The following is a 22,025-nucleotide window of genomic DNA, read 5'->3' as shown; positions in this document are numbered from 1 at the left end:
CATTAGTTGATAAACGTACTCATTGGTTAGGATATTCATATGAATACTAAGATGATGATAATCATTATTATCACTGCCATTCTTGCGTTCTGGCTAGGCATCAAAGCCCATGAATTCTATTACAATGATATTTGTTTGGATCTAGGCGGTGGTCAGAATCCAGGAAACCACCATATTTGCGTCATTCAGCAATAACTATACTGCAATAACTTTCGAATAAAAATAAATTATTATTGCTAATTCTTATATAACGGAGATTTCATGACATCTAAATTATTTATCAGTGGCTCAATTATGCTGACCCTCGCTGCATTGTCTGGACTGATGGAGAGCTTATTTTACGGTGACATTGCTTCTGATGGCGTGCTCCAAGAAAGCTTGTTTTTACCTTTGGCTTTTATTTTTTTAGCCTTAGCAATCATCCTTTATGGCTTATCATTAATCATGGAGGTAAAAACAAGAGTGACAGGTACTCACATTAGCTAAACACTTATTCCCCAACCACATTATCAATCATCATCTCTTCGCTCACTTTAAACGTCATATCATGAACGCTGGATCTGACGTTTTTATTTTGGTCAGCCTGTGTTGGATACTGACGTATAGTGACATCAACAGTCTTTTGTCCATCATAGTCTATCGCAGTCAATGCACTGTACTTGCCTAAGAGCTGTTGATCATATTGAGTGATATTATTGGTGTTGTAATCTAGCTCAAAAAATCCTAAATAGAGTGAGTTGCTGGGTAGATTTGGGTTGTCTAGAGTAGACCGTGTTTCATCTGACGCAGCGTTGCTATTAGTTAGTGTATAAGGAGCGATAAATTCAACAATATTTTTATCCTTTGAGCCATTTAATACGGTGATATTGCTATAGTCCAGCGACGCTGAATAATTTTTATTATCTGCTAATACACCTCTCACATACGGTTTGCTATCTTGGCTGTTATTGGTACTGACAAACTCAGTCAATGCCACTTGATTCTTGTGGTCAGGGAAAGTGATATAAAACTGTCTATCAGTTTCAATATTAAACAGTTTTTGCATGACTTCAGATGGTTCTTTCTTTAATTTACTCTCTAATATTGTATCAGCGTACTGGCAACCATTTATCGTAGTTAATGTCACTAACGCGATGATTGGGCTGAATGGTAAAACTTTCATGGCATTCTTTTGAGTTTAGTAAGAGTTCAAAATATTCTACTAGAATCAACGATATTATAAAATTTCTTCTTGTAAGGTCTGATAAATGTGCTATATGGCAATAAAGTCGTTACATACAAATTTGATGACTAAAATATGAACAGCATAGGTCAACACTTCAGTAGTTATGAAAACAGCGTGTGCTTCAATCTTTTGTATACCATCTCAACCTGTTTAGACTCTAACTAAACTTTATACAGCTATATCAGTTGATGCAATGTTGATTTCACACGATCCATCACAATCATTGTTCTAAACCACTTAATATTTGGGTTGTCATAGAACAACTCTTTCCTAATAACGCTATATTCTTCCATGCTGGAAACGACTAGGATCAGGATAAAATCTGCGTCTCCTGTTACATAATAACACTGCTGTATCGGCGGTTCTGAAAAGGATTTTTTTAGCTCGTCCATCTTAGATGAATGAGATTTTTCTATATGTATTTCAACAACAATGGTAATGAGTTTTCCGATTTTTATAGGATCTACGACTGCTGTATTGGTAGAAATAACACCACTATCCTCCATCTTTTTTATTCTGCGTTGAACGGACGCTATAGATAAACATACTTTCTCAGATAGGAGCTTCAAAGAGGTTTTATTATCCTCTTGTAAAGTACGTAATATTTCCTTATCGAAATTATCTAGCAAATCTGGTGTCTTCATTAGTAAATTTTCTCGTTTATCAGCTCTATTCAGAACCTTATTCTTATAATAAAAGGGCTAAACTTACAAGTACAAATTAATAAATACTTCAGGGAAATAAGTATGCACTGGCAAACTAAGTTAGCTCAACCACAAGTTCTATCTACGCTAGGGTTTAAATCGTTAGTAACGCCTACCTATAGAGGTTCTACGGTACTATTCGAAAAACAGTCAGATGTCGTTGATGGTTGGGATCAGAAAAAAAACGGCTATAGCTATGGCTTATACGGAACGCCGACGACCATTGAATTGGCGGAACGCATAGCCGAGCTAGAGAATGCACATCATACTTTTACCGTTCCAGGAGGACAAGCTGCAATTGCGTTGGTTTATTTGGCCACTTGCCAGAGTGGAAGTCATGCTTTAGTACCTTATTCTGCCTATGGCCCAAATAAAGAGATGGCGCAAGGTATGCTCAAAAACTTGGGTATCGAAGTTGAGGCATATAATCCAATGCTAGGCGCTGATATTGCTCATCTTATTAGAGAAAATACTACTCTAATATGGGTTGAAAGCCCTGGTTCAGTCACTATGGAAGTACAAGATATTCCAACAATTTGTGCTGAAGCTCACAAAAGGGGCGTCATTGTTGCTTTAGATAATACTTATGCAGCAGGAGTACACTTTGATGCATTCGGTCATAACGTTGATATTAGTATTCAAGCGCTTACCAAGTATGTCGGCGGGCATAGTGATTTGCTTCTAGGAAGCGTCTCAGTAAGTTCTGAAAAATTAAAAGCAAAAGTAGGTGCTACTTTTAAGCAGTTAGGGCTGGCTGTGTCTCCAGATGATTGTAGTTTAGCGCTTAGAGGATTGCAAACACTAGCCATTCGACTCACGCATCTTGAAAAATCAACGCTAACAGTTGCCCACTGGATAGCAGAAAACCCTAACGTTGAGCAAGTGTTACATCCCGCCTTACCTTCTTGTCCTGGTCACGAATTTTGGAAACGTGATTTCACAGGCTCTAGCAGCGTTTTCTCTTTTATTTTCAAAGACTATGTCAGCGCGCTTCAAGTTGAAAATTTTATTAACTCTTTAGCGCTATTCAAAATTGGTATGAGCTGGGGTGGTGTAACCAGTCTGGCCTTAGTTTACCCCTCTATCGAACGCCCAAATAAAGATTATGAAGGCCGTCTAGTTAGACTAAATATAGGTCTGGAAAATACTGACGACTTAATTTCTGATTTACAGCAAGCCATGCAATCAGTCATTTCTTAAAAGAAAACCTAATTCTATAAATAAATTTCAATATATATGGATGTCATAAATATGAACAAACTCACAAGAGGGTTTACTCAAAAAGAGTTTGAGACCAGAACAGAAAATGCTCAGAAAATGATGCATAAGCGCAAACTCGATGCAATGATTTTTACTACTGAACCAAATGTTCGTTACTTTACTGGTTTTCTATCGCAGTTCTGGCGCAGTCCCACGCGTCCTTGGTTTGTCGTCTTGCCAGCAGCAGGGAAACCCATTGCCGTTATTCCTAAAATAGGAGCTACCGGCATGGCAGAAACTTGGATTGAAGATATATACACTTGGGCCTCACCTCAGCCAGAAGATGATGGCATTAGTCTATTGGCCAATACTCTTAATACGCTGCCTCGTAAGCATGGACGAATCGGCGCTACATTAGGTATAGAGTCTCATTTACGAATGCCCATCAACAACTATGCATTGCTGACTAGCATGGTAAGCAGTGATTTTGTTGATGTGTCACTTGATGTACATACATTACGTCAAATCAAATCAGAAGCTGAGATTGCCAAGACTCGTGAAATTTGTCGTATCACAAATGCAGGTTTTGACAAAATACCGACATACGCAAAAGTGGGCATGACAGAACGTGAAATCTGTAAACAATTTAGTATAGATATGATGAGAGAAGGCGCTGACGAGACACCTTTTGTTATCGCAGGGTCAGGGCCAGATGGTTATTACGAGATTTTGATGGGGCCCACTGATCGAGTCATCGATTCTGGTGACGTTTTATTAATTGATACTGGCGCCGTCTGGGATGGTTATTTTTCTGATTTTGATCGTAACTGGGCGTTTGGTCGTGCTAGCGAACAAACAAAAGCGGCTTATCGCGCTACTTATGAGGCTACGACTAAAGGCTTCGAAGCCGCGCGTCCTGGCGCAACCACAACAGATATCTACAATGCAATGTGGAATGTACTAGAAGCCAATGGAGCGTTAGGAAGTGACATTGGTCGTCTGGGTCATGGTTTGGGTATGGAGTTGACCGAACGTCCTTCTCATACCGCCACGGATAATACCGTTCTTCTACCAGGTATGGTGCTTACTCTAGAGCCAGGTATGACCTATGCGTTAGACAAAATGATGTTGCATGAAGAAAACATTGTCATTACAGAAGATGGTGCAGAGTGGTTAACAAAACGAGCTGAACCTGAATTAATCATTATTGACTAATAGCATCAAGAGCGGATGAAAGATGCATATAGGTGAATTCCATATAAAAGGACAGCTATAGGTACTTTGGCCGCTCTAAAAAATCACATCGGAAGTGATATATCCACTGAATATTAATAGGGAATAAAATAAGATGTCAAATTCTTTAAACAGAAATCATCATATTCTGGGCAAATGGACGCTATTAGCCATGGGGATCGGCATTTGTGTCGGTGCTGGGCTGTTTTCGCTTGTTGGTGCAGGTATTGGGCTCACTGGACATGCTTTGTGGTTGGCTTTTGGCATTGCACTAATATTTGGACTGCTCTATAACATACCTATGTTATTTGCGAGTGGTGCGATGGTTTTAGATGGTGGTCCTTACGCTCTTATTAGTAGAATACTTGGCAAAAAATATGCGGGCATGTACGTTGTAAGCTTCTTTCTATACTTTCCTACGGTCGCTATATATGCATTAGCGCTAGGGTTTTACATAAACTCCTTACTTCCCTCAGTCACTCCTTCAGCGGGTGCCATTGCAGGTTTAACAGTATTCTATATTGTGAATTTATTTGGTCTAGATACCCTATCTAGATTCCAAAACATAATGACAACTCTACTGTTGGTTGGTGTTGCGACATTTATTCTAATTGGCTTTGGGCAAGTTGACTTTAGCCTTCTTTCACCACAAGCAAATCCAGATTTTGCATCCCAAGGTAATCTAGGTATCTTTAAAGCAGCTTGCTTACTTTCTTTTGCAACATATGCCCAATACTATCTAATGTATTTTAGTAAATACGCCAAAAATCCTAAAAAAGACATTCCTTTCGCGATGATAGGTACAACCGCTACCATTTTTATAATCTATCTTGGCGTTTCGGTCGTAGCCAGTGGTGTTCTTCCTGTTGATGAAGTTGCTAACCAGCCTATGACCCTTGTTGCGCGAGAAGTTCTTTCAATGCCATTATTCGTGTTCTTTATGATCTGCGGACCATTTATGGCTCTGTCGACGACCATTAATAGTGTTTATGCCTCTTATGTACAACCTATTCAAGCAGCTACGCATGATGGATGGTTTCCAAAAAGTTTCGCTATTACCAATAGAAGAGGTACTCCTTGGAAGATTTTAACGCTTTGTTGGCTGGCCTCTATGCTACCAATCATTCTCGGTTGGGACATCAGCACTATCGCAAATACTTACATTCTTACTGATATTTGTATTGGTATTTTTATGATGGTATCAATTGCAATGTTGCCTAGTAAATTTCCACATGCTTGGGCAACGCGAGAGTTTGGTAAAAAAGTTCCTTTATGGGCATTTTATACGCTAGTAGGCCTTGCTGGTGTGGTGCAAGGGATTCTTATATACAATTCAATTACTTCTATCAAACTGTACATTGTACTGGTAACGGGACTGGCTTTTGTTGCAGGAATCATTTATGCCATTAGAAAAGATAAAGAAATTAATGTTGAGAGCCCGAAAATTGCGACGACTATCTAACCAAGTATCACTCTTTTATTATCCTTCAGATATAACACTGATAAAACGTTCAATTATCACTATTCTAAATATATCAATATGATGGATACAGTATTGCTATGACGGAAATAACAATGGATATGAATATGAATCTTGAGCAATTTAATGATTTTGAGATCAAGTTGACATTTACGCCTGCACCTCGTCCAGACAGAGTACATATTGGTCTGGTGCAATTAGCCAATGATCATACTTTAGAAACAGATTGGTCACATTTACTGGCAGAACAAGCGTCCTTATTCAGCAATCGCGTATTTAAAAAAAACGGCATGACACCAGAAGCGTTGGATGAGGTTGCTGCAAGCATTGGTGCAGCTGCGTTACTGGTGGCGGACGGACTACCAATGGATGTTATGGCATTTGCATGTACCTCCGCCTCATTTGTGATTGGTGAAGAAAAAGTATCCAACCTGCTGACAGAAGGGCGTGGTGATATACCTACTACAAACCCATGGTCTGCTGCAAAAGCAGCCTTTAAACATCTTAACGCAAAGAAAATAGCTATATTTTCTCCCTATCCAACCGATGTTAACTACCAACTTAAACTGCGATTAGAAGATTCTGGTTTTGAATTAGTCGCATTAACTGGGTTAGGGATTATGGATGATAATATGATTCATAAAGCGTCATTAAGTAGTTTTGAAGAGGGTATTGAAATCCTTGTAAAAGATACTGGAGCAGAAGCAATATTTATGTCTTGTACCAGTCTTCGAGCAGTAGAACATATTCAGTATCTTGAAGATAAATATGGTATTCCTATCATTTCTAGTAATTCAGCTCTATTTTGGCATTCTATGCAACTTTGTGGCAAAACAGCTAAATGTTCAGGCTACGGTAAATTGCTAAATGGTGAAAAATAATTTCCATTGATAAGCTTATATTGGTGGAGGAATAACGGTAATGAGGAAGCTTTTTTAATAGCAATAAAAGGATATATTCATGAATTTAGAACAAAAAGTAGTCGAATGGCGTCATCATATACATCAGCACCCTGAGCTGAGTACCAAAGAGTTTAAGACTGCAGAATTTGTCGCTAATAAACTCGAAGAGTTTGGACTGGAAGTTAATCGCAATATTGGTGGCACTGGTGTGGTTGGCATTTTAAAAAATGGTACTAGTGCGCGCTCAATTGGTCTACGTGCTGATATAGATGCGCTACAAATACATGAACAAAACACGTTCAGCCATACCTCAAAGAATGATGGCGTGATGCATGCTTGCGGGCATGATGGGCATACTGCTATGTTGCTAGGGGCTGCTTACGCACTGGCAAATAATAAACGCTTTGATGGTACAGTGCATTTCATTTTTCAGCCAGATGAAGAGCGAGCTACTGGTGCAAAAGCAATGATTGCTGACGGCTTATTCACCCGCTGGAAGATGGAAGCCATATATGGTATGCATAATATCCCTGGTGTTCCAGCAGGACAGTTTATAACTAGACCAAACTCATTGATGGCAAGTGAAAGCAGCTTTAAAATTGTTATCAATGCCACTGGTGGGCATGCGGCATTACCGCATATGGGTACAGATCCGATCGTTGTTGGTGCGCAAGTGGTTACTGCATTGCAAACGATTGTTTCGCGTAATTTAAGTGCCATAGATGAAACTGCTATAATCTCAGTGACCAACTTTGAGACCAATGGTACGGTTAATGTTATTCCTTCACAAGTTACGATCACTGGTGACACGCGCAGTTTTACCGATTCAGCATTGGGTAAAATTGAAAAGGCCATTGAACGTGTGGTGGAAGGGCAGTGTATATCTGCAGGAGTTGATTATGAATATCACTTCAACAGCACTTGTTTGTCTACGGTCAATGCTCCAGTTGAGACGACTCATGCTGTCACAGCGGCAAAAAAAGTGGTTGGCGCTGATAACGTAAATGGCAATTGTGAACGATACACAATCAGTGAGGATTTCTCATTTATGTTACGTGAGATTGATGGTTGTTATATTTTGATTGGTAATGGTGAAGGCGAGTGTGGCGGTACTGCTCTACATAACCCACTTTATGATTTTAACGACGGTATTTTAGCCATTGGCGTTGATTATTGGATAACCTTGGTTGAGCAGCAGCTTAGTCAATAATGGCGTTGTTATGTAATATTATACGTACCAAATTAAGGTTGCAACTTAAAAATCGCAACCTTATTGTAGGTTTTATTAATGTCTGCACCATTTTTTCATATAAAAAACTATGGACTTCACACGTTATCTAAAATTAGTTTAAGTGACCCTCTCCGAGCATATTAGAGGCGGGCTTGATCTATGCTGTAAAACTAGTAGAAACTAGCTTGGGATATCTTAGTTATGCAGCCTGACGGTAAAAGTTAAACTACATTTGTCTTGGCGATCTATAGCTTAAACCCTTTTAAATGCTCGTCCCACTGTGAGAACAACTCTTGTCTTGCATCTCTGTAAACCCCGATATTGAAAAATTTACCTAAGAATAATAAAGGCCTGAGACAGGTATATATCATATACAACCTAGCTTAAAATTTTTTGAAGGTTATAGTCTCTTAAGTAAATTATATAATATTGCTATATTAGCTATCATGAAGGTTATGCCATTGTTATTTAAGAATATCTGTCTTAGAAGCAGTGCTTCGTAGGTGAGCCTAATCTAAACTCTATTGAAAAAAATGGGTGCAAGAGGAGTTTCTATACCAAGGATAGATGGAGAGTTATTTAGACGAATTGTTCTATGATATGGGTTGTGCTAAGTTTATTGTAGACTGACTATAGCAGTAGTGTTTATTACACCGCTAACAATATTTATTGCTGAATATGGTAGCGACTTGCCAGTCTCCTTCAGAACTATAAAGCGGTTATCCAAGCGCATTTGACTGATACTGGATTAGGCTGCCTGATGGGATTAAGTGGTGGTATGGCAACGTATTCAACTGCGTTACGTGAACCAATACAACGGCTAGAACGATGGTTAGTAGTGAGTTTTGGATAGCGGAAAAAACCAGTTTTTAGATATTTACTTAAAGATTATGGTGTTGATTGAGGACATGGAACATTAATAGAGGAAACTCCAATATTAAGAAGCTTACCTAGATAAAAACATGAAATCGATAAAATACTCTAAGCTATGAAATCTAAAGATCCAAAGGTCTTTTCGTACTAAAAGTATAAGAGGATGGTTATAATTAGTACTGCCATGAAAGGCTGATGCTAGAATCTCCCCAAACGTTGTTGTAAGCCTAGCTAAGGTCTCGACATAGTCGGCTTGCGCCTAATTTGGTGTAATTTTAGCGATCATCAGCCCTAATGTTTGAATGTTCAACAGACCCTATAATATCTTCATTAATTAATGTTAGTGCCTTTCAAACACCTTATACATACAACCTTGAGTTTGCAGTCCTATTGCGACTACTCCGTTTATTTAAGGTGCGTTGATATGTTGCAAACTTGAGACACTCTAAGCGGCGTTATAGGCAAACGGCAATATCGACATGAGTGTTATGTGATGTGCATAATACTCATGTGAGTAATCCTAGAATATATTCAGATATTATTAATTTTTCTAGTTAAAATTTATTCAATAGCGATCACTTTTTGCATCTCATTTTGATGTCCCAAATTAGCATCAGTTAAGTTTCCAAAGTTACTTTTTTTCTCAGTCTGATCTACTATTTTGGCACCCACTAAGTCACCAACGACATTGCCAAAGGTGAAGATCATATCGACCAAGATATTGATACCTGCAGTGAGTGCAACGATTTCGATGGGCAGTCCTGCTTGGGTAAAGACAATAGACATACCGATTAATCCAGCACCTGGGACACCAGCCGTACCAATCGCGGCCATGGTGCCAATGATGACAATAGTGGCCAATTCAGGTACCGATAGCGACATCCCCATGATTTCTGCTGCAAAGATGACAGCGACACCGAAACGTAATGCCGTCCCATTCATATTTACGGTTGCGCCAATAGGCAATGTCAGCTTGGCGACACGCTCACCAATACCTGCTTTTTCTGCACATTTAATGGTAATAGGTAGCGTGCTCAGACTACTGCTGGTCACAAATGAAGTAAAGGCCGCTTCTTTGATGTTTTTATAGAATTGAATGACTTTTACGCCAAACAGTTTCAACATGATTGGGAACACAACACCCACCAGTATGATGACGCCAAGGTATGATGTACCAATGAATTTTCCTAGCGCAATAACAACATCCAATCCTTGTGTACCAAAGGTATTAGCAGTGATGCCCAATACGCCAATCGGTGCATATAATAGAATGCCGTTTAGTATTTTAGAGACGACTTCGTTGCAAGCTTCGAGCAGTCTGAATAAAAAATTGCCCATTTCTTGTTGCTTTTCGTCTGCTGAATGGCGCATGAACAAAATAGCCAATCCAGAGATAACAGCGACAAATACGACCGCGAGAATATCACCTTGAGCAAAAGCATGAAAAATATTACTGGGTACCATGTTCAGTAAGGTATCAATGAAAGATGGGCGGGCAGGGGCGTCCATAGTGACGGCGGTGGGCAACGAAAACCCTGCACCCGGATTGGTCATTTTTGCCAAAATAATACCAACGACCACAGCAATACCAGTCGAGACAATATAAAAGGGGAATATTTTTAGCCCTATGCGACCGAGCTCTTTAGGGTTGGAGTGATTGACGGCGACCATCAAAGAAAAAAGGACAAGAGGTATCACGACCATCTTTAATAAGTTTAAAAACAGAGTCCCAAGCGGTGATAGAAAACTACTGTGCTCGCCCAGTACCAGTGCCAAAAAGATACCTATTAAAAAGCCGCCCGTCATTTTTACCATGAATGACATACTGGTATACCAACGCCAAATTATTCCCATTACTATCTCCTGTTATTTACAATATCTGTTACTGACCTTGAGAAGGATATGTCGAGATGGGCAAGAGAATATTTTGATTTTAGACATTCCATTGTCCAGTCCTGTATGATTCAAACGCTTTGGCTTGATACGGATGCTGTCAGCTTTCAGACATGTGATATTAGAATTTTTCCTTAAGGTAAGGATACTAAACACCAACAATCACTGAGACAAGCGAATTAAATTATGGCGAGCATTCCTTTTTTTCTTGCTAAGGGAGGAATGTGCGCCTATTTTTAGCGAATGCTTAGGCGCTTTACTTGATATATAGTCGATCAATTTAAAGCGGATACAGGATGGTTGGGATAGGTTTTACAGCCTTTGGAGTGTTTTGTACACAGCAAGCGAGGCAGGATTATACCAGCAGACCCTAACCACAATTACTATTTTGGATTTAAAAATAAGTTATGAAAACGGATACCAACAGTTCGCTAGATTTTAGAAAATATCCTTCCACCAAAGCTTTACAATGTTTTGAGACAGCGGCTAGACACTTAAGTTTTACCAATGCCGCGCAAGAGATGCACATGACTCAAAGCGCCATCAGTAAGCAAGTTGCGCAGCTAGAGGAAGTGCTAAATATTGCTCTGTTTTATCGAACACCGCAAAAAATCTCATTGACGCCTGCTGGCAAGATGTATTATCTGGATGTGCTAGATATACTAAAACATATCGAGATGGCAACGACCAATTTAGTGTCGCACAGTGATAATACTGAGGTGTTGAGAATTGTCTCGCACCCAACGTTTTGTTCACGCTGGCTCATTCCTGCGTTGAGTGGGTTCAATGAGGCGCATCCTTTAATAAATGTAGAAATCAAAGAACAGGTTGGACCGTTTTTCTCTGAAGACCAAAATGTCGATATCGCGTTTTTGTATGGTACGGGTATTTGGGGTGGCATGGAAGCGATTAAGCTGTTTGATGAATACAGTGTGGCTGTCTGTCATCCTGATTATTTAAAAGACGAAAAACCCTTCACGAGCACTGTCGCTAATTGTACCTTATTGCACCTCAACTCGCGCTTAAATGCATGGCATGAGTATTTTGATCAACAGGATATCAGTGTTAACACGACGTTCATTGGCCCACGTTTTGATACGTTTCAGGCATGTATATCAGCGGCATTATTGGGGTATGGTCTCGCGCTGGTACCGCTACGCTTGGTAGAGCGTGAGCTGCAGTCAGGGGCGCTGGTCACCGCATGGGATTATGCTGCAAAAGGCAGAGGGTCTTATTATATGACCTATCCATTATCACTTGGTGAATCACACAGAATAAAAATTATTATAAATTGGATATCTGCTTATCTTGAAACTTAGGGCATATTGAACCGTCAAAAAACGAATCGTGCTTGTTGGTCAGATAAATATTTACCGCTAATCGATAGTAATCAGTGCAAGTGCATTTAATTGGAATTTGTTGAAAGGCTTCATAAGACTTTGATTGAACATATATTTATGCTTAGGTCTTTCCTGTTTTAGCTTTGATTTTTTACCACAATGACAAAAAGGAATGAACGCACAACTATTATTCGTTTGCTGAGTGCATCAGGTTTTGCTGAAATGAGGGTCACACTTAAGGAAGATAAGAGACTCTTAATGGATAAGTTATACAATGTCACTGATGCTTTTACGATGGTGCATCCCATCACCTTAACTAAAGGTAAAAATGCAAAAGTTTGGGATAATAACGACCAATGCTATATTGATTTTGTGGGTGGTATTGGCGTCTTGAACTTCGGACATTGCCACCCTCACATCGTGACGGCCATTATCAATCAAACCCAATCGCTCATTCATTATGCTTACAATGCAGCTGCTCACACTCCCTATCAAACCTTCATGCCACGATTGTGCGAGCTCATTCCTATCAGTGGTGAGCTCTCGGGCATGCTCACCAATTCTGGTGCGGAAGCCACAGAAAACGCCATAAAAATTGCCCGTCTCAAAACCCAGCGCGTCGGTGTCATTGCGTTTGATGGTGGGTTCCATGGACGGACACTTGCTGCTGTCAACTTGAATGGTAAAGTTGCTCCTTACAAGCGAGGATTGGGGCCGTTAGCCGGCAGTGTCTATCACATTCCTTTCCCTAGTCCAGATAATGAGGTGAGCGACCAACAGGCAATCGATGCGCTAAATCGTTTGTTTGAAGTAGAAACTGACATCAGTAATATTGGTGCGATTATCGCAGAGCCCATACAAGGGGAGGGTGGGTTTCAATTAATGTCACCCTCTTTTGCTCAGTACTTGCGCGCCTTTTGTGATGAGCACGGTATCTTGTTGATTATGGATGAGATTCAATCAGGCTATGGGCGTACTGGTTCACCTTTTGCCTTTTCACATTTGGGCATTGAGCCAGATGTGATACTACTGGGCAAAAGCATCGCAGGCGGCTTGCCCTTAGGTGCGGTTGTAGGCAAGGCCAGTGTCATAAATGGCCTGCCTAAAGGCAGTTTGGGCGGTACATACTCTGGTAATCCAGTGGCATGTGCAGCGGCAAATGCCACGATAGACATCATGCAAGAGGATGAGATATGGGCATCTGCTAAGCACTATGCGCAAGAGATTGAAACAAGTATCGCGCAATGGCAGGCGGAAGGCGTTTCCCCTTGGCTATATGGTCTCACGGGTATTGGAGCGATGCGCGGTATTGAGCTGCGTCATGCTACGTATGGCTCGCATCCTAGTGTGATGACTCACGTACTAACCCAAGCGCGAAAGCGAGGCTTACTGCTCATGCCAAGTGGTAAATACCGTCATATCATTCGATTGTTACCACCTCTGACCATTGAGCCTGAAACGCTGCAAGATGGCCTTGATATTTTAAGAGACGTATTAAGTACGATTCCTAATAAAAATCCAGTCGAGTGGTCTTAAATATACAGATTAATTATTAATGGGATTCAAGCCCGCCGTAGATGTAAAAAAGGATAAATATCTATGAATAATAACAGCTTTATGAGCAGTGATGACATTCGCCATGAGTTTTCTATGGCCATGTCAGCGATGTATCAAGCAGAAGTACCGTTATATGGTAATCTTGTTGATTTGGTCACTGACGTGAATACTGAGGTTTTAGCTGCTCAACCTGATCTTAAAGCGCAGCTTGAGCGTACTGGCGAAATGAATAGGCTCAGTATGGAGCGCCACGGTGCCATTAGAGTGGGTACTGCTGCTGAGCTTAGTATGATGCGTCGATTGTTTGCGGTGATGGGTATGTATCCTGTGGGCTACTATGATTTAGCCCCTTCTGGCGTGCCCGTACACTCCACCGCATTTCGAGCGATAGATGCAGAGTCATTGAGCAAAAGTCCTTTCCGAGTATTTACGTCATTATTACGCTTAGATCTCATTGGTGATGAAGCGCTCAAAGAAGAGGCCGTAGCAGCTTTGGCCCGCCGTAATATCTTTACTAATACTGTCATCGAACTTATTGAGTCTTTTGAGGCGCAAGGTGGATTGAGTGAGCAAGCAGGTCAACAGTTCGTCGCTGAGGCACTAGAAACGTTTCGCTGGCATGATAATACCCCTGTGTCAAAGACGCTGTATGAAAAGCTGTTGCAGCAACATGGTCTCATCGCTGATGTGGTTGGGTTCAAAGGCCCACATATCAACCACCTAACCCCTCGAACCTTGGATATTGATTCTGTACAGCATAGCATGCAAGCAAGAGGGATACCGCCAAAAGCGATCATCGAAGGGCCACCAAAACGAAATTGCCCGATTTTGTTAAGACAAACGAGCTTTAAGGCACTAGAGGAGGCGGTTCGCTTTAAGAATACGTTGGCCGATGCAGGACAAAATAGCTATGAGCAAGGCCAACATACGGCACGCTTTGGTGAGATTGAGCAGCGCGGCGTGGCATTGACGCCAAAGGGTCGAGCACTATATGACAAACTGCTGAGTGACGCTCGTAACCAGCTAGGTATGACCCCAAATGAAGCCAATGCCTCACAGTATTATCAGATTTTAGAAGCGACATTTGATGAATTTCCTGATGATTATCAAACGCTACATAGCGAAGGCTTGGCGTATTTTTATTATCAACCCGTGGATAACAGCAATACTGACTTGCAGTTCACGAGCTTGGAGATGGCTGAGTCCAAATCTGCGATTATCGAGCTGATCGAAAAAAACGTGATGCGTATTGAGCCTATTGTTTACGAAGATTTTTTACCTGTGAGTGCGGCAGGAATTTTTCAGTCGAATCTACGTGATGATAAACAAAGTAGCTATGAGGGAAATTCAAATCAACAGGCGTTTGAAAAAGCACTGGGTACTCATGTTCAAGATGAATTGGCTTTGTATGAGATGACCCAAGCTCAGAGTCTGCAAAATTGTTTTGTTGCCTTGCAAAAGACGACATAAGATTTAAACACATATAGTCGGCTTAAAATAGCAAAATATCTGTGTCACTATTGATAAAAATAGTGGCAGCTATTAATGCGTTCTCATTTACTATCGTAGGGAATATATCCGGTGAATAGTTTTTTAGACCTATCACAAGGGGTGGTTGATCTTATCATTCAAAAGTTGCAACAAGATCATAGTTTCGATCCCAGCCAAATCAAAACCGATGCTGAAAGCCTAGAGCATTGGGGTAAAGACTGGACCAAGCACTTTGCCCCTGCTGCCTCTGCCATCGTCTTTCCAAAGACCACCGAACAAGTACAGACTATCGTACTGCTGGCCAATGAGCATAACGTCGTCCTAACCCCAAGTGGCGGTCGTACAGGCCTGTCTGCCGGTGCCGTCGCAGCCAACGGTGAGATAGTCGTCAGTATGGATAAAATGAACCACATCGGACAGTTCTATCCTGCCGATCGAATAGTTGAAGTCGAAGCCGGTGTGGTCACCCAACAGTTGCAAGAATTCGCTGAATCAAAAGACTTATACTACCCTGTCGACTTTGCCTCAGCAGGCTCTAGTCAAATCGGTGGCAACATCGGTACCAATGCTGGCGGTATCAAAGTCATTCGTTATGGCATGACTCGTCAATGGATTATGGGACTGACTGTCGTCACGGGTAAAGGCGATATCTTGCAGCTGAATCGCGGCATGATAAAGAACGCTACTGGTTATGACTTGCGCCAATTATTCATCGGTAGTGAAGGCACACTAGGTCTCGTCACTCATGCGCAAATCAAACTTGAGCGTCAGCCAAAAGACTTAAACGTCATGGTGCTTGGCATGGACAGCTTTAACGATGTGATGAACGTGCTCTCTGCCTTTCAAGCGAAGATTGATTTGACCGCCTTTGAATTCTTTGATGATGTGGCGATTGATAAGCTGATGGCACATGGTCAAGTACAAGAACCGTTTGAATCACGCACCAAGTTTTATACGCTATTAGAGTTTGAAGCACCTTATGAGCCGATTATGGATAAAGCCATGGCCATATTTGAGCACTGTATGGAGCAAGGTTGGGTCGCTGATGGCGTCATGAGCCAGAACCTCACGCAAGCAGCAGAGCTGTGGAAGCTACGTGAATATATCTCTGAGACTATCTCTGTATTCACCCCTTACAAAAATGACGTCTCTGTACTGATAAGCCATGTACCGACCTTTATAGAAGAGATTGATCATATTGTCAGCAGTAACTATCCTGACTTTGAAGTGTGCTGGTTCGGTCATATTGGCGATGGCAATTTGCATCTGAATATCTTAAAACCTGAAAACATGAGCAAAGATGATTTCTTTGCTGAGTGTCAGGTCGTCAATAAATATGTGTTTGAGACGGTACAGAAATATGGCGGTTCCGTGTCTGCTGAACATGGGGTTGGTATGACAAAGAAGCCGTACTTGCACTATAGCCGCAGTGAGACTGAGATTGAGTACTTAAAAGAAGTCAAAAAAGTATTCGATCCAAACAACATTATGAACCGTGGTAAAATTTTTGATATGTGATTAGATGTTTAACACTTATCTCAAATAAAAAGACGCTACACCGAGAGGCTAGCGTCTTTTTTATTGATCATTATTTTTTACCAATATGCAAAAAATAATGATCAATAAAAAAGTACCTCTAACTTATTGGAAATTCTTAATGAGGTATCTTAAATACAGATTTTTCACAAGTCCTAATACTAACAGTATTACCTAAACCGAAGTAAAACTTTAAATAAAAAGGTGCTGTTAACAGCATATAGTCAGTCTTTTATAAATAAGATACAATACTTTTAAAATAAGCGAAGTAGCAGAAGAATCCATGACCTATTCAGCAGACTTTCGAACGCAAGTGATCAAGAGCGTCAAACCCCGATATTAATAGCGTCACCTAAGAAAAATAATTTTCATACCCCAGCCCTCTACACTATATAAATAATAGCATATAGAGCTTTTCCGAATTGTCAGAGTAAGATTGACCATAGTATATGCAGAGTATGATGATATTTTAAACACCATAATATTCAGGGATTTACTACCTAATAAGTTATAGTTTCAATAAGAAATTGATCTACTTTAGCGTTAACTATGTCTAATATCAATCTCAAGGATTATTAGCTAGATTAATCAGACTATCAGGCACTAGTTCAGTGAAGTAAATATAAGTAATGGCAGCATGCAAGTTCTTTGCTTGAGCGCTTGCCACATCTCGGTGGAAGGGTAGTTTCCCCGAAAAATAAGAACACTCATAAATATGTAATTGCTTTATACAGTATTAGAAAGGTGACTTGCGTTGTACTTATTTCCTTAGAAAGTAGTTTCTCAAACCTAAAAAAACCACCCTCACTTAAATAGCTAGGGTGATTTTTTATCTGTGCAATAATATAAATTAAACAACATATCCGTTACGTAGAAACAGCACGATTTTTATTTATTAAAAAAAGAGCTCCTATGAAGTAGCAATCGGATTATAAGAGATCTAACAAAGATGATACTTTTAAATAAATATCAATCACTTTTCTCTTTTTCGTACGCCATCTAAAATAAGAGCCTTCAGTAAACTGACTGCCATCAAAATAATGATGAGTGAAAAGGGTATTGCGGCAATAATCATAGCCGAGGTAATAGCACTCAGTCCACCAGCTAATAACAGTGCTGCAATAACGGAAGCCAGAGCAAGACCCCATACGACAATGTGTTTTTGACCATTTTCAACTGCGATCTCACCACCAGCATTGAGCATATTGACAACTAGCAATGCAGAGTCAGCAGAAGTAACCAAATAGGTTAATAGCAATACCACCACCATAGCTGATAATATTTTTGCCATCATTGGCTCTAACATAAAGCCAATAATTTCGAATAGCTGAGCAGTTAACCCTGACTCAAATATTTTACCACCAGCAATACCACTTAACTCTAAATCGATGCCAGTACCACCAATGAAAGAGAACCAGACAAACAGTGTCAGACTAGGTGCTACGATACCAATCAATCCAAATTCACGAATGGTACGGTTTTTGGAAATACGTGCTAAAAACATACCAACGAATGGTGCAAAAGCAATCCACCACGCCCAGTAAAAAATAGACCAACTGGTTTGCCAGCTGCCCAGTTCAGTATCGGGATCCCAGACGGTAAATACCATTGCAGGCAAGTGCACAACGTAGGTAAAAATCCCCTTGCCTAGCATTTCTAAGGCGAACATAGAGGCCCCAAAAATCAAGAAAAAAGCTAAAAGGGAAAATGATAATATCATATTGATATTACTTAACCACTTGACGCCTCGTCCAACACCTGACAAAGCAGAAATCATCGCTAGGCACATGACCACAAACAACGATAGTAATAATGCTCCAGTGGTGGGCTCAGGGTTATTAGTATTGGTCACCAACCAAGTAATACCAGTAATACTGTATAGCCCAGAAGCAAATGAGCTTAAGCCAATACCAATCGTTTGTGCAATACCAAATATAGTGGCAATGACGGCAGATATATCAATAATATGGCCCAATAACCCTTCTAAGTGTCTACCAAACAAAGGTGATAGTGCTGAGCGCATAGTTAATGGTAATCCACGAGAATAACTAAAGTACGCCAAACAAATACCGACTAGGCAATAAGTTGCCCAAGCACTGATACCCCAGTGTAGAAAGGAATAGCGAAAGGCCGCGTCTAGCGCTGATTCAGTTTTGGGTAATACCACGCCATCGATAGCAGTTAAAGTACTGGCTGCCACTTGGTCTTGATAAAAACTGAACACGTCAGCACCTTGAGGCAGTTTCAGGCCGTTAGCGTTCAACGCTGACATTATTATTTCTTTTGACATAATAGTGTCAGGATTGTTTGCCAAATGCCAGATAGGTTCGGCAGCACTATAGGTCAGTACACCAATACCAATACCTGCCCCAAAAATCATGGAAAACCATGAAAAATTTGAAAATTCAGGTTTTCCATTAGGGTCGGAGCCAAGTTTCGTGCGTCCAAACGATGGCCATAAAATAGCGGTTAGGCAAACAAATATATAAAATGCGACAGAATAGGTATAGTAGCCATTGAGATTGGTGTAAGACCAGTTTTTCATATTATCTAGAATTGCGCCGGAACGATCGATGTCACTTAGGATCCAGATAACCATTATTGTCACCAAAATCTTTGATGTTATAGTGACAATACGGTTAAAACCTTTATAAAAACCTTTGTCGTGAGTTTTTATGTTTAGCTCTGTCAATGGGGGACGAATAGACATAGTTTCTTCCTTAAAACTAATGTAGTGGATTGCATCGAGTGGTTACCTCATAACAAAAGGATTGGCCATCGGCTCCGCCGAGATATTAATCCATGTCGTTTTTGTGCGAGTATATTGCAGTACAGATTCGCTCCCAGCTTCACGTCCATAACCTGATTGGTTGTAACCACCGAAGGGTGCTGTAGGAGAGATAGCTCGATAGGTATTTACCCAGCAAATACCTGAACGAATCTGTTGTGAGACACGGTGCGCCCGAGCTAAGTTTTGAGTGAAGACACCAGAGCCTAGGCCATAGACACTGTCATTTGCCATAGCAATAGCTTCGTCTTCAGTGTCAAAAGCAACTAAAGACATGACAGGTCCAAACATCTCCACACTTTGTGTTTCAATATCAGTATTAGGACATTCTACTAAGGTAGGCGTAAAGTAATTGCCGCTAGCTAAAGCAGGATCAGTAGGCGGCTGGCCACCGAAACGAATGGTCGCCCCTTGTGAAACTGCCTTCTCAAGCGTATCTTTAATACGATCTACTTGAGCCTTAGTGCATAAAGGGCCTACGTGAGTACTGGTATCAAGAGGATTACCAATGACAATATTTTTGGCTTTTTCTTCTACACGTTTGATAATTTCAGGCAAGATAGAACGGTGAATAAAACCACGAGATCCTGCCACACAAGACTGACCGGAAGCGCCAAAATTACCAGCAATCAAACCGTTTGCCGCACTTTCCAAGTCCGCATCTTCAAAGACGATGATGGGTGATTTACCACCTAACTCCAAGCTCGTTACCGCAAAGCTATTGGCAGAGTTTCTGACTACGTGCCTTGCTGCATCGGGCCCACCAGTAAATGCGATTTTGTCTATATCAGGGTGACTGGTCAATGGAATGGCACAGTTTTCAGCATCACCTGTAATGATAGATACGACACCTTTAGGGAAGCCTGCTTGTTCTACTAGTTCAGCAAAAGCAAACATAGGGCAAGGTGCTACCTCGGAAGCTTTTAGAATGATCGTGCAGCCTGCTGCTAGAGCTGGACCTAGCTTAGTCGCTGTTAAAAACATTTGCGCATTCCAAGGCACAACAGCAGCCACTACGCCAATAGGTTCACGCGTGGTAAAAACATGCATATCTGACTTATCAATTGGTAGTGTAGCGCCTTCTACTTTGTCAGCCAGTCCTGCAAAGTAACGATAATAGTCGCTGACATAACGTGTCTGAGCCACAGTTTCATGAGCCAATTTGCCACTATCCGTTGTTTCAATTTCCCCTAGTGTTTCGGCATTTTGCTCAATCAGATCTGCTAAGCGGTACAATAACTTACCGCGTTGGGTGGCAGTCATCTTTGCCCATTCAGGATTATTCAGTGCAGTCTTAGCACCATCGACAGCGCGTTCGACATCAGCAGAGCTAGCACAAGCGAATGTTGCCCATGCTTCATTCGTTGCAGGATTATAGCTGTCTAGGACTTGGTTAGTGCTCCCTTCGCACCACTCGCCATTAATATAAAGTTGATAATGAGGTTTAGCCATAGTGGTTCTCCAAATTTCTTATTGGGTTATCTGTTTGTCATCTACTAGAAACTAAGTATGGTTATGCAAATGCTGGCATGACATCATCAATAAAACGGCGCAAGGATGCTTGTTTCTGCTCATAAGTCATACTAGAGTCAATCCAAAATGCAAACTCGTCATAGCCAAGCTCTTCGTATACTTTGAGTTTTTCAATGACCTGATCAGATGTGCCAATAGGCATGTTCTCTAACATTTTTTCAGGAGCATACATGTCGATTTTTGCCATTTCTTCTTCGCTTAATGGCTCAAGTAGTCCTTGACGAATAGGACGTTCGTTTTTGAACCACGCGCCAAAATAACAGTAGAAACGGCTGATACATTTAGCAGCTTCAGCTACGTCATTGGCATCACTCCCAACATATGCATGTTGCAACAGCATGATTTTTGGATTTTTACCTTCGCCGTGTTCAGCTTTGGCATTTTTGAAGGCTGTCATTAAATTTTGGATTTCTGTTAAGCCTTGCCATAGCGGGGTGACTTGCACGTTGCAGCCATGTTCTACTGCAAAGTTGTGGCTATGAGGGTCGCGCGCTGCAATCCACATGGGTACGCCACCTTTTTGTAAAGGTTTTGGCGCTGAAGTGGTTGATGGGAATTGGGTATACTTACCATTGTGGGCGTAGTCACCTTTCCATAGTTGCTGTACGGCAGGGACAAGTTCACGCATGCGACCGCCTGCTTCCATGGCATCCATACCAGGCATTAAGCGCTCATACTCAAAATTATAAGCACCGCGAGCAATTCCCAAATCCAATCGGCCGTTAGTGATAATGTCAGTCATGGCCGCTTCACCAGCCAGTTTGATCGGATGCCAAAACGGTGCAATCACCGTACCAGTACCTAAACGTACGTTTTCGGTGTGATGGGATAGATCAATTAGATTTAAAAATGGGTTTGGGGCGATGGTAAAATCCATACCATGGTGTTCACCAGTCCAAATAGCATGCAGGCCGCCTTGGTCGGCTATTTTCGCCAACTCAATGAACTCATCATGCAGTTGTTGATAGCTCTGTGATTCGTCGAGGCGTTCCATATGTAAAAATAGTGAAAATTTCATGAGGCAAATCCTTTGCTTTTT

At 41.0% G+C, this 22,025-nt stretch carries 17 protein-coding genes; 11 read left to right on the top strand and 6 right to left on the bottom strand.

The window, feature by feature from the left end:
- Window positions 1-39 precede the first annotated feature (39 nt).
- Together AK822_RS15005 and AK822_RS08145 are read left to right on the top strand one after the other, a co-directional pair.
- Window positions 40-195, top strand: coding sequence for a hypothetical protein (locus AK822_RS15005; RefSeq protein WP_087945604.1), 156 nt, complete (start codon window positions 40-42; stop codon window positions 193-195).
- A 66-nt stretch (window positions 196-261) separates the two neighbouring features.
- A complete protein-coding gene (locus tag AK822_RS08145; protein WP_060491251.1) occupies window positions 262-486 on the top strand; it encodes a DUF3955 domain-containing protein in 225 nt (74 codons plus the stop codon).
- Window positions 487-490: 4 nt separating this feature from the next.
- On the opposite strand, the gene AK822_RS08140 is transcribed toward AK822_RS08145, so the two are convergent.
- Together AK822_RS08140 and AK822_RS08135 are read right to left on the bottom strand one after the other, a co-directional pair.
- Window positions 491-1,162 carry a hypothetical protein gene (locus tag AK822_RS08140; RefSeq protein ID WP_060491250.1) on the bottom strand — a complete coding sequence of 224 codons (672 nt, stop codon included), beginning with the start codon at window positions 1,160-1,162 and terminating at the stop codon, window positions 491-493.
- Between the two features lie 239 nt (window positions 1,163-1,401).
- A complete protein-coding gene (locus AK822_RS08135; RefSeq protein WP_060491249.1) occupies window positions 1,402-1,869 on the bottom strand; it encodes an Lrp/AsnC family transcriptional regulator in 468 nt (155 codons plus the stop codon).
- 102 nt (window positions 1,870-1,971) lie between these two features.
- Here AK822_RS08135 and AK822_RS08130 point away from each other — a divergent pair, with 102 nt between their 5' ends.
- From AK822_RS08130 to AK822_RS08110, 5 genes are all read left to right on the top strand, one after another.
- Window positions 1,972-3,129 (top strand): cystathionine beta-lyase, encoded by a 1,158-nt coding sequence (locus AK822_RS08130; RefSeq protein WP_060491248.1) that lies wholly within the window; start codon window positions 1,972-1,974, stop codon window positions 3,127-3,129.
- Window positions 3,130-3,180: 51 nt separating this feature from the next.
- A complete protein-coding gene (locus AK822_RS08125; protein ID WP_060491247.1) occupies window positions 3,181-4,344 on the top strand; it encodes a M24 family metallopeptidase in 1,164 nt (387 codons plus the stop codon).
- A gap of 133 nt (window positions 4,345-4,477) precedes the next feature.
- The gene (locus AK822_RS08120) at window positions 4,478-5,824 is read left to right on the top strand and encodes an APC family permease (RefSeq protein WP_060491246.1); all 1,347 of its coding nucleotides are present in this window, start codon (window positions 4,478-4,480) and stop codon (window positions 5,822-5,824) included.
- 113 nt (window positions 5,825-5,937) lie between these two features.
- Window positions 5,938-6,723, top strand: a complete 786-nt coding sequence (locus AK822_RS08115; RefSeq protein WP_205628041.1) for a maleate cis-trans isomerase family protein — start codon at window positions 5,938-5,940, stop codon at window positions 6,721-6,723.
- 79 nt (window positions 6,724-6,802) lie between these two features.
- Window positions 6,803-7,954: a M20 aminoacylase family protein gene (locus AK822_RS08110; protein WP_060491245.1), complete on the top strand. Its 1,152-nt coding sequence runs from the start codon at window positions 6,803-6,805 to the stop codon at window positions 7,952-7,954.
- 1,455 nt (window positions 7,955-9,409) lie between these two features.
- On the opposite strand, the gene AK822_RS08105 is transcribed toward AK822_RS08110, so the two are convergent.
- Window positions 9,410-10,702: a dicarboxylate/amino acid:cation symporter gene (locus AK822_RS08105; protein ID WP_060491244.1), complete on the bottom strand. Its 1,293-nt coding sequence runs from the start codon at window positions 10,700-10,702 to the stop codon at window positions 9,410-9,412.
- Between the two features lie 446 nt (window positions 10,703-11,148).
- On the opposite strand from AK822_RS08105, the gene AK822_RS08100 reads away from it, so the two are divergent.
- From AK822_RS08100 to AK822_RS08085, 4 genes are all read left to right on the top strand, one after another.
- The gene (locus AK822_RS08100; protein ID WP_060491243.1) at window positions 11,149-12,060 is read left to right on the top strand and encodes a LysR substrate-binding domain-containing protein; all 912 of its coding nucleotides are present in this window, start codon (window positions 11,149-11,151) and stop codon (window positions 12,058-12,060) included.
- Between the two features lie 279 nt (window positions 12,061-12,339).
- Window positions 12,340-13,617 (top strand): 2-aminoadipate transaminase, encoded by a 1,278-nt coding sequence (locus tag AK822_RS08095; RefSeq protein ID WP_060491242.1) that lies wholly within the window; start codon window positions 12,340-12,342, stop codon window positions 13,615-13,617.
- 63 nt (window positions 13,618-13,680) lie between these two features.
- Entirely contained in the window at window positions 13,681-15,108 is a 1,428-nt protein-coding gene (locus tag AK822_RS08090; RefSeq protein WP_060491241.1) for a 2-oxoadipate dioxygenase/decarboxylase HglS, read from the top strand.
- Between the two features lie 141 nt (window positions 15,109-15,249).
- A complete protein-coding gene (locus AK822_RS08085) occupies window positions 15,250-16,647 on the top strand; it encodes an FAD-binding oxidoreductase (protein WP_060492231.1) in 1,398 nt (465 codons plus the stop codon).
- 991 nt (window positions 16,648-17,638) lie between these two features.
- Here the strand turns inward: AK822_RS08085 and AK822_RS08080 are convergent.
- From AK822_RS08080 to AK822_RS08070, 3 genes are all read right to left on the bottom strand, one after another.
- Window positions 17,639-19,375 (bottom strand): BCCT family transporter, encoded by a 1,737-nt coding sequence (locus AK822_RS08080; RefSeq protein ID WP_060491240.1) that lies wholly within the window; start codon window positions 19,373-19,375, stop codon window positions 17,639-17,641.
- 42 nt (window positions 19,376-19,417) lie between these two features.
- On the bottom strand, window positions 19,418-20,905 hold the full coding sequence (locus AK822_RS08075) for an aldehyde dehydrogenase (RefSeq protein WP_060491239.1): 1,488 nt from the start codon (window positions 20,903-20,905) through the stop codon (window positions 19,418-19,420).
- 61 nt (window positions 20,906-20,966) lie between these two features.
- A complete protein-coding gene (locus AK822_RS08070) occupies window positions 20,967-22,004 on the bottom strand; it encodes an LLM class flavin-dependent oxidoreductase (protein ID WP_060491238.1) in 1,038 nt (345 codons plus the stop codon).
- Window positions 22,005-22,025 lie beyond the last annotated feature (21 nt).

The sequence above is a fragment of the Psychrobacter sp. P11F6 genome, assembly GCF_001435295.1.
In the GTDB taxonomy this organism is placed as follows: domain Bacteria; phylum Pseudomonadota; class Gammaproteobacteria; order Pseudomonadales; family Moraxellaceae; genus Psychrobacter.
Note: the sequence above shows the minus strand (reverse complement) of the source record. Positions and strands in the feature narration are given on the sequence as shown.

Excerpts from the sequence above, each read along its gene's own strand:
- AK822_RS15005 (WP_087945604.1), top strand. The coding sequence starts at position 40 with ATGAATACTAAGATGATGATAATCATTATTATCACTGCCATTCTTGCG.
- AK822_RS08145 (WP_060491251.1), top strand. The coding sequence starts at position 262 with ATGACATCTAAATTATTTATCAGTGGCTCAATTATGCTGACCCTCGCT.
- AK822_RS08140 (WP_060491250.1), bottom strand. The coding sequence starts at position 1,162 with ATGAAAGTTTTACCATTCAGCCCAATCATCGCGTTAGTGACATTAACT.
- AK822_RS08135 (WP_060491249.1), bottom strand. The coding sequence starts at position 1,869 with ATGAAGACACCAGATTTGCTAGATAATTTCGATAAGGAAATATTACGT.
- AK822_RS08130 (WP_060491248.1), top strand. The coding sequence starts at position 1,972 with ATGCACTGGCAAACTAAGTTAGCTCAACCACAAGTTCTATCTACGCTA.
- AK822_RS08125 (WP_060491247.1), top strand. The coding sequence starts at position 3,181 with ATGAACAAACTCACAAGAGGGTTTACTCAAAAAGAGTTTGAGACCAGA.
- AK822_RS08120 (WP_060491246.1), top strand. The coding sequence starts at position 4,478 with ATGTCAAATTCTTTAAACAGAAATCATCATATTCTGGGCAAATGGACG.
- AK822_RS08115 (WP_205628041.1), top strand. The coding sequence starts at position 5,938 with ATGGATATGAATATGAATCTTGAGCAATTTAATGATTTTGAGATCAAG.
- AK822_RS08110 (WP_060491245.1), top strand. The coding sequence starts at position 6,803 with ATGAATTTAGAACAAAAAGTAGTCGAATGGCGTCATCATATACATCAG.
- AK822_RS08105 (WP_060491244.1), bottom strand. The coding sequence starts at position 10,702 with ATGGGAATAATTTGGCGTTGGTATACCAGTATGTCATTCATGGTAAAA.
- AK822_RS08100 (WP_060491243.1), top strand. The coding sequence starts at position 11,149 with ATGAAAACGGATACCAACAGTTCGCTAGATTTTAGAAAATATCCTTCC.
- AK822_RS08095 (WP_060491242.1), top strand. The coding sequence starts at position 12,340 with ATGGATAAGTTATACAATGTCACTGATGCTTTTACGATGGTGCATCCC.
- AK822_RS08090 (WP_060491241.1), top strand. The coding sequence starts at position 13,681 with ATGAATAATAACAGCTTTATGAGCAGTGATGACATTCGCCATGAGTTT.
- AK822_RS08080 (WP_060491240.1), bottom strand. The coding sequence starts at position 19,375 with ATGTCTATTCGTCCCCCATTGACAGAGCTAAACATAAAAACTCACGAC.
- AK822_RS08075 (WP_060491239.1), bottom strand. The coding sequence starts at position 20,905 with ATGGCTAAACCTCATTATCAACTTTATATTAATGGCGAGTGGTGCGAA.
- AK822_RS08070 (WP_060491238.1), bottom strand. The coding sequence starts at position 22,004 with ATGAAATTTTCACTATTTTTACATATGGAACGCCTCGACGAATCACAG.